Source organism: Bacillus bruguierae (assembly GCF_037104725.1).
Classification (GTDB): domain Bacteria; phylum Bacillota; class Bacilli; order Bacillales; family Bacillaceae_G; genus Bacillus_A; species Bacillus_A bruguierae.
In genome coordinates this window covers 446190-460740 of record NZ_JBAWSX010000001.1, presented here as the reverse complement: position 1 = coordinate 460740, position 14551 = coordinate 446190, and the positions used below count along the sequence as shown (strand labels likewise).

At 39.0% G+C, this 14551-nt stretch carries 10 protein-coding genes, 1 pseudogene and 1 other annotated feature; of the genes and pseudogenes, 1 reads left to right on the top strand and 10 read right to left on the bottom strand.

All coding sequences use genetic code 11. The features are described 5' to 3' along the window. Window positions 1–104: 104 nt before the first annotated feature. The 3 genes from aspS to WAZ07_RS02250 form a co-directional block, all read right to left on the bottom strand. A complete protein-coding gene (gene aspS, locus WAZ07_RS02260) occupies window positions 105–1880 on the bottom strand; it encodes an aspartate--tRNA ligase (protein WP_336471153.1) in 1776 nt (591 codons plus the stop codon). Between the two features lie 12 nt (window positions 1881–1892). Continuing rightward, window positions 1893–3164 carry a histidine--tRNA ligase gene (hisS, locus tag WAZ07_RS02255; protein ID WP_336471152.1) on the bottom strand — a complete coding sequence of 424 codons (1272 nt, stop codon included), beginning with the start codon at window positions 3162–3164 and terminating at the stop codon, window positions 1893–1895. 67 nt (window positions 3165–3231) lie between these two features. Beyond that, window positions 3232–3461, bottom strand: a binding site (T-box leader). Window positions 3462–3530: 69 nt separating this feature from the next. After that, window positions 3531–3707, bottom strand: coding sequence for a hypothetical protein (locus WAZ07_RS02250; protein WP_020060835.1), 177 nt, complete (start codon window positions 3705–3707; stop codon window positions 3531–3533). A 476-nt stretch (window positions 3708–4183) separates the two neighbouring features. Between WAZ07_RS02250 and WAZ07_RS02245 the strand changes: the two are divergent. Continuing rightward, window positions 4184–4339: pseudogene (locus tag WAZ07_RS02245) on the top strand (VanZ family protein); the annotation flags it as partial. Window positions 4340–4521: 182 nt separating this feature from the next. Here WAZ07_RS02245 and WAZ07_RS02240 read toward each other — a convergent pair. From WAZ07_RS02240 to secDF, 7 genes are all read right to left on the bottom strand, one after another. Beyond that, window positions 4522–4923 (bottom strand): hypothetical protein, encoded by a 402-nt coding sequence (locus tag WAZ07_RS02240; RefSeq protein ID WP_336471151.1) that lies wholly within the window; start codon window positions 4921–4923, stop codon window positions 4522–4524. Window positions 4924–5121: 198 nt separating this feature from the next. After that, a complete protein-coding gene (gene dtd / locus WAZ07_RS02235; RefSeq protein WP_336471150.1) occupies window positions 5122–5562 on the bottom strand; it encodes a D-aminoacyl-tRNA deacylase in 441 nt (146 codons plus the stop codon). 16 nt (window positions 5563–5578) lie between these two features. Next, window positions 5579–7762, bottom strand: a complete 2184-nt coding sequence (relA, locus tag WAZ07_RS02230) for a GTP diphosphokinase (protein WP_336471149.1) — start codon at window positions 7760–7762, stop codon at window positions 5579–5581. A gap of 206 nt (window positions 7763–7968) precedes the next feature. Then, the gene (locus WAZ07_RS02225; protein ID WP_336471148.1) at window positions 7969–8481 is read right to left on the bottom strand and encodes an adenine phosphoribosyltransferase; all 513 of its coding nucleotides are present in this window, start codon (window positions 8479–8481) and stop codon (window positions 7969–7971) included. A gap of 47 nt (window positions 8482–8528) precedes the next feature. Then, the gene (recJ, locus tag WAZ07_RS02220; RefSeq protein WP_336471147.1) at window positions 8529–10868 is read right to left on the bottom strand and encodes a single-stranded-DNA-specific exonuclease RecJ; all 2340 of its coding nucleotides are present in this window, start codon (window positions 10866–10868) and stop codon (window positions 8529–8531) included. A 100-nt stretch (window positions 10869–10968) separates the two neighbouring features. Then, the gene (locus WAZ07_RS02215; RefSeq protein WP_090919737.1) at window positions 10969–11862 is read right to left on the bottom strand and encodes a cation diffusion facilitator family transporter; all 894 of its coding nucleotides are present in this window, start codon (window positions 11860–11862) and stop codon (window positions 10969–10971) included. Between the two features lie 334 nt (window positions 11863–12196). Then, on the bottom strand, window positions 12197–14458 hold the full coding sequence (gene secDF / locus WAZ07_RS02210; RefSeq protein ID WP_336471146.1) for a protein translocase subunit SecDF: 2262 nt from the start codon (window positions 14456–14458) through the stop codon (window positions 12197–12199). Between the last annotated feature and the right edge of the window lie 93 nt (window positions 14459–14551).

The following is a 14551-nucleotide window of genomic DNA, read 5'->3' as shown; positions in this document are numbered from 1 at the left end:
GCTTTTCTTCTTTTTTTCATAAAGTAACTGGGCCGTTACGAAAAAGTTATATACTCAATTAAAAAATCCTAGATGGAATTAGTATGTCCATCTAGGATTCGTTCTTACTTCTCTTCTTTTACTTTTAATTGTAAGTAAAGCTCTTCAAGCTGTGCATCTGCAACTGGGCTTGGCGCTTCTGTTAATAAGCAGCTTGCGCTTGCTGTTTTCGGGAAGGCAATTGTATCACGAAGGTTTGTACGACCTGCAAGTAACATTACAAGGCGGTCTAAACCTAATGCAATTCCTCCATGCGGCGGTGTACCGTATTCAAATGCTTCTAATAAGAATCCGAACTGCTCTTGTGCTTCTTCTTGTGAGAAACCAAGTGCTTTGAACATTTTTTCTTGTACATCACGCTCGTAAATACGAAGTGATCCGCCGCCAAGCTCATAACCATTTAATACAAGGTCATATGCTTGTGCACGCGCTTTTTCCGGTGCTGTTTCTAATAGCTCTACATCCTCACGGAATGGCATTGTGAATGGATGATGCGCCGCGAAGTAACGATCAGCATCCTCATCATACTCAAGAAGCGGCCAATCTGTTACCCATAGGAAGTTAAACTTACTTTCATCAATTAACTCCAGTTCTTTACCTAAGCGTAAACGAAGTGCCCCTAAGCTATCTGCAACAACGCTCTTCTTATCCGCAACGAATAATAATAAATCACCAGTATTTGCTTCTAACGTGCTCATAAGCGCATTTGCATCTTCTTCGTTAAAGAATTTCGCGATTGGTCCTTTTAAGCCGTCTTCTTCAACTTTTAACCAAGCTAATCCTTTTGCTCCGTATACTTTAACGAATTCTGTTAATGCATCGATATCTTTACGAGAATATTTGCTCGCTGCACCTTTTGCATTGATTGCCTTTACTTGTCCGCCGCTCTCTACAGCGCTTGTGAACACTTTAAATCCGCAGCCTGCCGCAAATTCTGATAGATCAATCAGTTCCATCGCAAAGCGTGTATCCGGCTTATCAGAGCCGTAGCGAGCCATTGCATCGGCATATGTCATGCGTGGGAATGGTGCGTTAATCTCTACATCTTTTGCTTCTTTCATCACTTTTACCATCATACGTTCCATCATTTCTAGAATTTCTTCTTGCGTTAAGAATGATGTCTCAATGTCGATTTGTGTAAATTCTGGCTGACGGTCTGCACGTAAGTCTTCATCACGGAAGCAACGTGCTACTTGATAATAACGCTCAAATCCGCCGACCATAAGAAGCTGCTTAAATAACTGCGGAGATTGCGGCAACGCATAAAATTCGCCTTCATGTACACGGCTTGGTACTAAGTAATCACGAGCTCCTTCTGGTGTACTTTTCGTTAAAATTGGTGTTTCTACTTCTAAGAAATCTTCGCTATCTAAGAAGTTACGAATTGTTTTCGTTACGTCGTGACGCATTTTAAATGTGTTGTACATAACAGGGCGACGTAAATCTAAATAACGATATTTTAGACGTACATCTTCTGATGCATCCGTATCATCTGTAATCATAATTGGTGTTGTTTTTGCTGCACTTAGTACGTTTACTTTTATCGCTTGTACTTCAATACGACCTGTTGCCATATTTTCATTAATTGCACCAGCTGCGCGCTCAACAACTGTACCTTCTACGTGCAGTACGTATTCACCGCGAATTGTTTCTGCTATTTCTAACGCTTCCTTTGAAGTTTCTGGACTAAATACGACTTGTACAATACCTGTACGGTCACGTAAGTCAATGAAAATTAATCCGCCTAAATCACGGCGCTTTTGTACCCAACCTTTTAATTGAACCGTTTGTCCCACAGCTTCTACTGTTACTTTTCCGCATGCATGCGTTCTTTCAGCCATTTCTTTTTCCCCCTATAGTGATTTTTCTGCTACATAAGAAGCAAATACATCTAACGCAACTTCTTCTTGTTCGCCCGTTGCCATATCTTTTAAATTGATAATACCTTTTTCTAATTCATCATCACCTAATACAGCTACATATTTTGCACTTAGACGATCCGCTGATTTAAACTGCGCCTTCATTTTACGATCTAAGTAATCTTTCTCAACTGCTAATCCAGCCTTACGAAGGTCAAAGACAATTTTGGCAGCATGATCTTTCGCTTTTTCACCAAGTGCTACAACATAACAATCAATATGATGAGCAATTGGTAATTCAATATTCTCAGCCTTCAGCGCCATGATTAAACGTTCGATACTCATCGCAAAACCAATACCAGGCATTTCCGGTCCACCGATTTCTTGTACAAGTCCGTTGTAACGACCACCGCCGCTTAACGTCGTAATCGCCCCAAAACCTTCTGCTTCGCTCATAATTTCAAATACAGTGTGCTGATAATAATCTAAACCGCGCACAAGGTTTGGATCTTTCTCAAATGGAATACCCATCATTGTTAATAGTTCTTGTACTTTTTCATAGTACGCGCTTGATTCTACGTTTAAGTATTCTGTAATAGATGGCGCTGTGTTCATCAATTCATGATTGCGATCTTTTTTGCAATCTAAAATACGAAGTGGGTTTTTCTCTAAACGAGATTGGCAATCTGAACAGAACTCACCGATGCGAGGCTCAAAGTGTGCAATTAATGCATCGCGATGCGCTTTACGGCTCGCTGCATCACCTAAGCTATTTAACACAACTTTAATATTCTTTAAGCCCATCCCGCGATAAAACTCAACAGCAAGCGCAATCACTTCTGCATCAATTGCTGGGTCATTACTGCCAATCGCTTCAATACCAAACTGAACAAATTGACGATAGCGTCCTGCTTGTGGTCTTTCATAACGGAACATCTGCCCGATATAATATAATTTTGTCGGCTGCGTAGCGTCGCCAAACATTTTATTTTCTACATAAGAACGTACAACTGGTGCTGTTCCTTCTGGACGAAGTGTTAAGCTGCGTTCTCCGCGATCTTCGAATGTGTACATTTCTTTTTGTACGATATCTGTCGTATCCCCAACACCGCGTAAAAATAATTCTGTGTGCTCAAAAATCGGTGTACGAATTTCTTTATAGTTGTAACGACGACAAATTTCACGTGCTTGCCCTTCAATATACTGCCATAGTTCCACAGTACCAGGAAGGATATCTTGCGTTCCGCGTGGGATTTGAATAGACATATTCAGTTCCTCCTCATTTTCTCAATAATAATAAAAATAAAAAAACTCCCGCCTCTACTGATTTTACAGTAGGGACGAGAGTATAATACCCGTGGTGCCACCCTAATTGAAGCACGTATGCTTCCACTTTTTTAATAACGCTTAAATTGCGTTCGACCTCTACTAAGCACTATGCCGTTCAAGACGAAACCTACAGAGTGTCATTCGATCAGTCATCATGCAGAAATGTTTTCAGCCCTGGACATTTCCTCTCTTTTCATGTGTCTCTCATCTACTCTTCTCTATCATCGGTTTATAACATATGTAACTGTAAAAAAATGAATTTGTTTACTACTATACGGTTATTCACAATTGTTGTCAAGATTCTCAAGAACGTCCAAGGTGTTTCTTTAAAGTTTTCACATCTTTTAAAGAAATTCCAAATTCAGAAGCAAGTTCTAGCGATGTATTTTGCTGTTCCTTTGAAATAAACTCATGAAAATTCACATTAAACAATTGGTTTGCTCCGTTAGTAGCAGAGTTTCCCTTTTCATTCATACGCATACGTATATCCCTCACATTCAAATAGTGGAATTCTAATGACTAGTGTTCCATATTGATGTGGAGGTTATACACTATTGCCAAAAGGAATCATCGCCTATTCCCTAACTGAATGCCCGCCTATTTTGAGAGAATACATATGCCACTTTTTCAAAGTAAACAGCTGGAAATTAACTTGCAAGCGTTTTATCAAAATCGTTTTCTTTATCCCGCACTAACGGGCAGTAAGACCCCCACCTCAAGATTCAGAGAAAGACGTTGTCCAGCTCTAGCGACTAGAACCTCCGTTCGTTTCGCCCCCTTCGACGAGGCAAAAAGCGCCTCTTTGTCAGGGACGTGGGCGTCCTGCGCTTCTGAGCGAGCCGCTTCCGCTTTTCTAAAGAAAATAGGTGGGGGATAACTGCCCATAAGAGCCCGATTGGGTGGGCTTTCCATCAGTGGGAGATAAAGAAACCCCCCACTGATGGAAGTTTCACTTTATCGAATTACTGCAATTACTAATTTTTACTGGCATCTTTGATGTGGATGATATTATTCTGAACACTAGCGGCGCATTAATCGGCTACAGCATTTACATTGGCACGAAAAAATTATGGATTCGCTATAAGCGTACTAATAAAGCCACCTCATTTTGATGATGAGGTGGCTTTTCTTGTGTCGAATATGGTCGAAGGATCTTTATTTCGTGTCGAATCGCCGATATAGTTGTAGTCATGAAAAATCTTTGAGTCCTTCAGCAGATTTTTGAAAAATAAAAGTCATCGGCTAAGTTCGATGACTTTTCAAACACGTACGTCTCATTTCGTTCACTTTCCAATTAATCCTCTTTCCATATCTCTTCTATATGCTCTTCCAACTCTAGCAAAACTTCCTTGACCGATTCCTCCACTAATTCTCCCGTAATTTTACATCCAGGTATGTTTTTAGAAACAGGCATACCAAGCCACGTTCGTTCGCATTTCCAAATTGTAATCATATATAAATCAAGTAATTCATCATCTTCTTCTATTATTCCTATAACAACAACAGAATTGTATCCAGGAGTAAAATGATTTTCTCCCTCTATCTCAAGTCCTACACCGAAATCTATATTTTTTTCTGCGAACACGGATTTATATTTTTTTAACAATAAAGCAATGGGTTCTTTTAAGGACTCTTCTATCTCCTTTATCTGTGCTAATAAACTTGGTGAAAATTCTTTGTAGGAATACTTCATCATATCGAACACCTTCTATATAATCTAATCGATAACGACAATAAATGGAAATATCATTTAAAGAAATTTTTTACGATTAACTTTTCATATTCGTTATTCATAGCATCACTCTCCCTTTGCATTATACAACAGGCAAGTTATGCATATGTTTTAAACAAAGCAAAAAAGAGAGGAGAACACATCCCCTCTCTTCCATCATCATTATTTACTCTCTACAATCAATGTCACCGGACCATCATTAATAAGCTGAACGTCCATCATCGCCCCGAATTGTCCTGTTTCTACGTGCAGTCCTCGCTTGCGAAGTTCTTCGTTAAAGAAGTCGTATAAACGTTCTGCGTATTCAGGTTTTGCTGCATCCATAAAGTTTGGTCTTCTTCCTTTCCGGCAATCTCCGTATAACGTGAACTGTGAAATGGAAAGAACTTGTCCCCCAACATCTAATACAGAATGGTTCATTTTTTCATTTTCGTCTTCAAAAATGCGTAAGTTTGCAATTTTTTCAGCGATATACGTTGCATCTTTTTCTGTATCTTCATGGGTAATGCCAACTAATAGTGTTAAGCCGAAAGGAATTTGTCCTACAACTTCACCTTTTACTGTTACAGATGCTTCTTTTGATCGTTGTAAGACAACTCTCATTTCTCTTCACTCCTTATTAATGCATCATGCGGCGCACCGCATAAATTTCTGGAACTCGTTTAATACGCTCGACAACTTTTTTCAAATGCTGTAAGTTACGAATCGAAATAGACATATGAATCGTCGCCATTTTGTTGCGGTCGCTTCTTCCTGAAACAGCCGAAATATATGTTTTCGTTTCTGTTACAGCTTGCAATACTTCATTTAATAAACCACGGCGGTCATATCCTGAAATTTCAATATCAACGTTGTATTCAATTTCTTTTTCTGGGCTGCCTTCCCATTCTACTTCTAACAACCTAACCTGCGCTTCTTCTGTATGAATATTTACACAGTCAGTACGATGAATGGATACACCACGGCCCTTCGTAATATAGCCAATGATATCATCACCTGGAACTGGATTACAGCACTTTGATAAACGAATAAGTAAATTATCCGCTCCGCTTACTTTCACACCAGAATCCCATTTGCGAATTTTCATCGGTTTTCGAACTTCTTTTACTTCTGTTAACTCTTCCTCTTCGCGTTGTTTACGGAATTTATCTGTTAGACGTGTGACAATTTGCGATGCAGTAATGCCATTATACCCAACAGCTGCAAACATATCTTCTTCGTTTGCAAAATTAAATTTCTCAGCAACGCGCTTTAAGTTATCAGATGCTAATACTTCTTTCATCTCATACTCAAGGCCTCGCGCCTCTTTTTCAACAAGCTCGCGTCCTTTTTCAATATTCTCATCACGGCGCTGCTTTTTGAAAAATTGACGAATTTTATTTTTCGCATGCGATGTTTGCGCTAATTTCACCCAATCCTGACTCGGACCGTATGAATGTTTAGATGTTAAAATTTCAATGATGTCACCTGTTTTTAACTTGTAATCTAGAGTAACCATTTTACCGTTTACTTTTGCACCAATCGTTTTATTCCCGATTTCAGAGTGAACGCGGTAAGCAAAGTCAATTGGAACAGAGCCAAGTGGCAGTTCCATGACATCTCCTTTTGGTGTAAAAACGAACACCATATCAGAGAATAAATCAATTTTTAATGATTCCATAAACTCTTCTGCATTCGATGCTTCATTTTGCCATTCTAAAATTTGACGGAACCATGTTAATTTTTTCTCAAGCGTACCTGTTGTTTCAGCCGTTTTTCCTTCTTTATATGCCCAGTGTGCTGCAATTCCGTATTCAGCAATTTCATGCATTTCTTTCGTACGAATTTGCACTTCAAGCGGATCGCCTTTCGGTCCAATTACTGTCGTATGCAGCGACTGATATAAGTTCGCTTTTGGCATTGCGATATAATCTTTAAAACGTCCCGGCATTGGCTTCCAGCACGTATGAATAATACCCAGAACGGCATAACAATCTTTAATACTATTTACGACAACACGAACAGCTAACAAATCGTAAATTTCATTGAATTGTTTATTTTGCATCGCCATTTTTCGGTAAATACTATAAATATGCTTTGGACGACCAGAAATCTCTGGTTGAATCGCGACTTCTTTTAATTTGTCACGAATTTCCGTCATAACTTCATCTAAATATTCTTCGCGTTCTGCACGCTTACGTTTCATTAAGTTGACAATACGATAATATTGCTGCGGATTTAAATAACGAAGCGACGTATCTTCTAATTCCCACTTAATCGTATTAATTCCGAGCCTATGTGCTAATGGGGCGAAAATTTCTAATGTTTCATTTGCAATGCGGCGCTGTTTTTCTTGCGGTAAATGTTTCAATGTTCGCATATTGTGAAGTCGGTCTGCAAGCTTAATTAAAATAACACGGATATCTTGCGCCATTGCGATAAACATTTTTCGATGATTTTCTGCCTGCTGCTGTTCATGAGATTTGTATTTAATTTTTCCAAGCTTCGTTACACCATCAACAAGCATCGCAATCTCTTTTGTAAATTCACGTTCAATATCTTCTAATGTTACATCTGTATCTTCTACTACATCATGTAAAAAACCTGCTGATACAGTAGACGGATCCATGTGTAAATCCACTAAAATTCCTGCTACTTGAATAGGATGGATAATATATGGTTCACCTGATTTTCGGTATTGCTCGCTATGCGCTGCACGTGCAAATTCATAAGCGCGCGCAACAAGATCGATATCATCATCGTGTAAATATTGCCCTGCTTTCTCCAGTACCTGCTCAGCTGTTAGTACTTGTTCATTCGCCATCTAATCACCTTTTATTGAAGATTCATAATCTTTTTCCTTGCCAATTAGAATAATTTTTATCTTACCATTATAACGTAATGAGTGTGAATTGTGAAAAGGAAAAGATTTCAGAGACATTTCACTTTACTTTTTTTCAATACATATATAAAAATACCCGATCCTCTCAAAGAGATTCACGGGTACTCCGCATGTTGTCCTGTTTACGATTAATATTTTTCTAATACTAATACGTCATAGCCATCTAACATTTTACGGCCATCTAAGTAAGTAAGCTCTACTAAAAATGCGATACCTGCAACAACACCGCCAAGTTCTTCTACCAGCTTAATTGTCGCTTCGATTGTTCCGCCTGTAGCTAATAAGTCATCTGTAATTAATACACGTTGACCTGGTTTGATTGCATCTTTATGAATTGTTAACACATCTTTACCATACTCTTTACCGTAATCTACTTTGATTACTTCGCGTGGTAATTTACCTAATTTACGAACCGGTGCAAAGCCTACTTCTAATGCGTAAGAAACTGGACATCCGATAATAAAACCACGTGCTTCTGGTCCTACTACAAGGTCGATACTTCTTTCTTTTGCATACACAACGATTGCATCTGTTGCTGCTTTATATGCTTTTCCATCGTTCATTAAAGGTGTGATGTCTTTAAAGACAATACCTTCTTTCGGATAATCTGGTACGATTGCAATATGTTGCTTGAAATCCATATTTATGAATCCTCCTCGAATTTAAAAGAGTTGTAAATACAAGTCCTTTATCCTAACTGTTCTACTTCTTTATGATTACGAATCGTTTCAAACCATGCATATAACTGCTGATATGTGCTATAAACCAGTTCCTTTTCTAATTGTAATTGGTTTATTTTCTCACGATACGTGTTTGATTCCGTTAAATCACGCTTTTTCATTTCTTCCGCCATAAAAATGACACCGTCTTTTATTGTAACAAATTCTAACTCAAAAAACACCTGTGTCATGAAATTTACTGTATCTTTTGACCACCCTTTATGACGGCAAAGCTGCTCACCATATTGACGAAGCGAAAATGGTGCTTTTTGATGTAGGAATGAATAGTACCATTTAAAATGTTCTCTCGTCGGAACCGTACTAAATAAATGATTGTTTTCTTGATAAAAAACAGTATAGATGCGGGCCGGGAATCCTTTTTCACATATGTGCTTTAAATCTTCTGTTACATCTGGTAAATCAAGAACAACAACATAACGATCTTCTAATGTTATCACATCTTTAGCGTGTACAACATAATCGTTATATGCTTCTAAAGAAAATTTTTGCAGTGCTTCTTCCTTAAAATAGACGATTATCAATTTATCACTCGAAAGATCAGCTAAATTCGTTTCTACATTACGCATACTACGCCAATCAAATAATTGCCAAGCTTCTACAGCAATGTCTTGAACCATAATTTGTGGTTTACGGAAATTATTCCATTCATTAATAGAAGCTTCTCCAACAATCGATACGTGCGCAACAGGAGAAATTTCTTTTGCCAATGTCCCGAAACCAAAGCCAATGCTATCTAATGTCGCTTGTCCATCACGAAGTGTCATTTTCAAATGTGAACCATCGGAACCAATAGCACGAATACTTTCCAGACTTGCATCTTTCACAGCGATGCGCGGCTTTGGATTCCCAACACCGAACGGAGCAAGCTTTTGCATTTCTTCTATTGCAGCAAGTGTGACATCTTCCACTTTACACACTACATCTACCGTAGTAACCGGGATAAAATCCTCATCTGATAGCAATGCAGTAGCTTGCTCGTTTAAGCGTCGGCGCAATTCATCGACATCATCTATACTAAGGGTCATACCAGCAGCCATTGGATGCCCGCCAAAATGCGGTAAAATATCCCGGCAATCTGATAAATTCGCGTACAAATCAAACCCTTCAATACTACGAGCTGATCCTTTTGCCGTACCTTTTTCAGGATCAATACTTAGCACAATTGTCGGACGGTAAAAGCGATCTACGAGCTTTGAAGCAACAATCCCAATTACGCCGGGATTCCACCCTTCTTTTGCCAAAACTAATACTGCATTCTCTTCTGGTGGATAATGTGTTTCTACTTCTGCAATCGCTTCTTCTGTAATTTGCTTTACAATATCTTTTCGTAATTTGTTCAATTCATCAATTTCTTGTGCGAGTTCTTTTGCTTCTTCTATGTCTTCTGATAATAATAAATGGACAGCTGGCGCTGCATCTTCTAATCGTCCAACCGCATTAATGCGTGGTCCAATTGCAAACCCTACACTTTCTTCTGTAATTTCACCTTGCGAAATATTAGCAACTTTAAACAGCGCCTGTAGTCCCACTCGCTGCGTTGTTCGCAATTTTTTCAATCCGCGCTGCACAAGCAGACGGTTTTCACCATAAAGAGGCACTAAATCGGCTACTGTACCAATAACAGCAATTTCTAATAAATGTTCTGGTACACTCCCAAGCAATGCATGAGCAACTTTAAACGCAACACCAACACCTGCTAAATAGTGAAATGGATATACGCCACCCTCTAACTTCGGATGAATGATAGCCAAAGCTTCCGGTAATTCTGGCGGCGGCTCATGATGGTCAGTAATAATTAAATCAATGCCGAGCTCCTTCGCAACCTGCGCCTCATGAACGGCTGCAATCCCTGTATCAACCGTAATGATAAGCGAGAAACCAGCACGGTGCGCCCAGCGAAACGCTTCTTCATTCGGTCCATACCCTTCTGTAAACCGGTTCGGAATATAAAACTCTACATCCGCCCCGAGTTCTTGCAATGCTAGAAATAAAATGGTTGTACTACTAACACCGTCCGCATCATAGTCACCGAAAATTAAAATTTGTTCACCGTTTTGAATCGCTTGGCGAACGCGCTCTACAGTACGATCCATACCTTTAAGTAAAAAAGGATCGTGAAATTCTTGCTGCTCTGTATTTAAAAAATCCACAATCTTTTCTTCTGTATCTAAACCTCTATTTAATAATAACGAAGTAACAAGAGATGACAATTGAAGTTTATTTGCCAATTGTCCTACAAGCTCCTCATTATTATCCTTTTCTTTCCAACGCGTCTTCGGTTGTAACACGACATCACCCCTTAACTTGTCTATTATACTAGACAGACTAAGGGGTGACAATGAGGTTTGACTAACCAATTAGGCTCTTACAGGTAGCCCTTCTCCTACATTAATCAGGAGAATATGGATTAATGTGAACGAAAACATTTTGCACATGATCTTGCTGCATGAGCATCTCTTTCACACGTTTACCAATGCGATGCCCCTCTTCTACCGTAATGTATGGATCAACAGACACTTTAATATCAACAATGACATAGTGTCCATGCTCTCTTGCATATAGCGAGCCTATTTTCTTAATTCCTTCTACTTGCATAACCGCTTCTCTCATCGGAATGATATCTTCCTCATGAAGCACATGATCCAACGTTGTATGAATCGCTTCTTTTCCAATATCCCAAGCCATTTTTATAACGAGTAAAGATACAAATAAACCAGCAACTGGATCAGCATATACAAGCCACTCCATTCCCAGTTTATCGCCTATAATCGCCGCTCCAATACCAATTAAAGCTGCAATTGATGAAAACACATCTGAACGATGCTCATACGCGTTTGCAATAATAGCATCACTATTTATTCTTTTGCCTAACTGATATTTGTATCGAAACATCCCTTCTTTCACAACAATAGAAAGAAGTACAGCAATCACAGTAATCCAGCGCGGAGGCTCAAGCACTTGTGTAAGAGCTTTAACAGAAGAAATAACAATTTCAATTCCGACAATAAATAAAAGAACAGCTACAATAATTGCAGAAATAGATTCCGCTTTTCCGTGCCCATATGGATGATCCTCATCAGGCGGTTGCTTTGCTGCACGCAGTCCAAAAAAGACTGCTAATGAGCCAATCACATCCGAACCAGAATGAACCGCATCCGCCATAAGCGCCTTACTATTTCCAATATATCCAATGACTGCTTTGACAATCGCAAGCACAATATTGCCGACAATTCCAATAATTGCCCCAAACTCCGCTTGTTTAAAACGTTCATCTTTTTCCATAATCGAAACCCTTTCTTTCATCAACGTACACGTTATCCCGCTACTCGTGGACAGTAAGACCCCCACCTCAAGATTCCGCGAAAAACGTTGTCCAGCTCTAGCGGCTAGAATCTCCGGTCGTTTCGCCCCCTCGGACGAGGCAAAAAACGCCTCTCCGTCAGGGGCGCGGGCGTCCTATGATTCTGAGCGAGCCGCTTCCGCTTTTCTAAAGAAGATAGGTGGGGATAACTGTCCGTAAAAGCCCGCACTAACCTTCACTTTATTCTATCCCAGAACAAAAAAAGAAATGCCTGCAAAGAGGCATCTCTTTTCGTTCAAATTCAAGTGATTTTTCTTATACTTGCGGTTCAGATGTCTTTACTTCCACTTTCTTCTGACCTTTTCCTTTTTTCAAACGGCGGTTTTCAAGCATCAGCCAAATTTGGGATGCAACGAAAACAGAAGAGTAAGTACCAACAATTAAACCGACAAATAATGCAATTGAGAAGTTACGCAATGACTCACTGCCGAAAATTAATAATGTAATAACAGGTAGTAACACTGTCATAACTGTATTGATAGAACGACCGATTGTTTGACGAATACTCGCATTCACAATCTCTTCTAAATCGCTTAATGTGCGAATTTTTTGTTTCTGTTTGTACAACTCACGATTTCGGTCAAACGTAACAATCGAATCGTTAATAGAATAACCGATAATTGTTAGCACTGCTGCGATAAACGTTAGATCGACTTCTAAGTGAAGTAAACTGAACACAACGATAATGAAGAATGCATCGTGCAGAAGTGCTAATACTGCTGATAATGCATATGTAAAGCGGAAACGGATGCTCACATATAAAATGATAACAACTGATGCAATCAGTACAGCAATAAACGCATTTCGTGCAATTTCTTTCCCAATTGTTGGAGAAACTGTACTTACGTTTGGCTCTGTACCATATTTATCGTGGAAGACTGTTTTTACTTTCGTAATATCATCTTTTGATAGTACACCAATTGTACGAACAGCAAATCCTTTATTATCGTTACCTGTTGGCACGATATCTTCTGGCTTCACATCTATTTTCAAATCATGCAATTCTTTTTGTACTTGTGATACTGTTATCGCTTGATTTGTTTTAATATCCATGCGCGTACCACTTGCAAAATCAATCCCAAGGTTTAATTTAAAAATTGGTAAAATAATTGAACCTGCAATCATGACAACAACAGAGAACCAGAAAAATTTATGTCCGATACTAACAAAGTTAATACGGTCAAATTTCGTCGGTGCATGTTCTACACCTTTTGATAACGGAATAACTTCCTTCGGTTTTACACCAAAGTAAGAATATTTTTTATCAAAGTAACGGCTCTTAACAAGTAAACTCAGTAAAAAACGTGTACCATATACATTGGTAATGAAGCCGACTAAAATACTTACAATTAAACTTGTCGCAAACCCTTTAACAGAGCTATTACCATATGCAAATAAGACAGCCGCTGCTGCAAGTGTTGTAACATTCGCATCTAAAATGGTTGATAACGAACGCTGATTACCTGCACGATATGCTGATAACATCGATTTTCCGATGCGCAGTTCTTCTTTCAGCCTTTCATACGTAATAACGTTGGCATCAACCGCAATTCCGACCCCGAGCACAAGTGCTGCTATACCCGGCAATGTGAGAACCGCGTGCATCCAATTGAATACGAGTAACGTTATGTAAATATATAGACCAAGCATAATTATCGCTACAAAACCAGGTAGACGATAGAACACAATCATAAACAAGAAAATAAGAGCTATACCGATTGCACTCGCAAAAATTGTTTTTTGTAGTGCTTGCTCACCAAATTTTGCTCCAACAGAAGTAGAGTAAATTTCTTTTAAATCAACAGGAAGCGCTCCGGCATTTAACAACTCTGAAAGTTGTTTCGCGCTCTCTACTGTAAAGTTTCCACCAACAATAGATACTTCCGCTTGATTAAACACTTGATTCACAGTAGCTGCTGATAAATATTTCGGTTTTGGTTTTGCTGCTTCTGCCTTGTAAGAATCTTTTCCTTCTTCAAAGTCAAGCCAAATTACCATTAAATTATTCGGCTTCATGCTTAATATTTTCTCAGTCACTTGACGGAATTTATCAGCACTCTTTAATTTTAAGCTAACACTTGGTCGTCCTTGCTCATCAAATGTTTGCTTTGCACCATCCGTTGCTAAATCCGCACCGTCCATTAGAATGTTATCATTCACATCACGGAACGTTAATTTCGCTTGAGTTGATAATACATCTCGCGCTTGCTGTTGATCTTTGATGCCAGCAAGCTGCACACGAATGCGATCATTTCCTTCAATTTGGATATTCGGTTCGCTTACACCAAGAACGTTTACACGTTTTTCGAGTGCACCAACCGTACTCACAAGAGTATCCCTGGTAACTTTATCCCCTTTTTTCGCTGGCTTTACTTCATATAAAATTTCAAAGCCGCCTCGAAGATCAAGTCCGAGGTTAATTCCTTTTGTAATGTTTTTTGTCGTTGCTCCAATGATTCCTCCAATTAATAACACAACGAGGAAAAAGGCAACGATTCTGCTGCTTCGCTTTGCCATATGTTTCTTGTTCCTCCTTTGAACAAAAGCGCTTGTTCCAAAATTACCTCTTTATCAATACTCATTATTATACTGCAAGAGGAAGAACAAACC

Coding starts and splice junctions, on each gene's coding strand:
- aspS (WP_336471153.1), bottom strand. CDS start 1,880: ATGGCTGAAAGAACGCATGCATGCGGAAAAGTAACAGTAGAAGCTGTG.
- hisS (WP_336471152.1), bottom strand. CDS start 3,164: ATGTCTATTCAAATCCCACGCGGAACGCAAGATATCCTTCCTGGTACT.
- WAZ07_RS02250 (WP_020060835.1), bottom strand. CDS start 3,707: ATGCGTATGAATGAAAAGGGAAACTCTGCTACTAACGGAGCAAACCAA.
- WAZ07_RS02240 (WP_336471151.1), bottom strand. CDS start 4,923: ATGATGAAGTATTCCTACAAAGAATTTTCACCAAGTTTATTAGCACAG.
- dtd (WP_336471150.1), bottom strand. CDS start 5,562: ATGAGAGTTGTCTTACAACGATCAAAAGAAGCATCTGTAACAGTAAAA.
- relA (WP_336471149.1), bottom strand. CDS start 7,762: ATGGCGAATGAACAAGTACTAACAGCTGAGCAGGTACTGGAGAAAGCA.
- WAZ07_RS02225 (WP_336471148.1), bottom strand. CDS start 8,481: ATGGATTTCAAGCAACATATTGCAATCGTACCAGATTATCCGAAAGAA.
- WAZ07_RS02215 (WP_090919737.1), bottom strand. CDS start 11,862: ATGGAAAAAGATGAACGTTTTAAACAAGCGGAGTTTGGGGCAATTATT.
- secDF (WP_336471146.1), bottom strand. CDS start 14,458: ATGGCAAAGCGAAGCAGCAGAATCGTTGCCTTTTTCCTCGTTGTGTTA.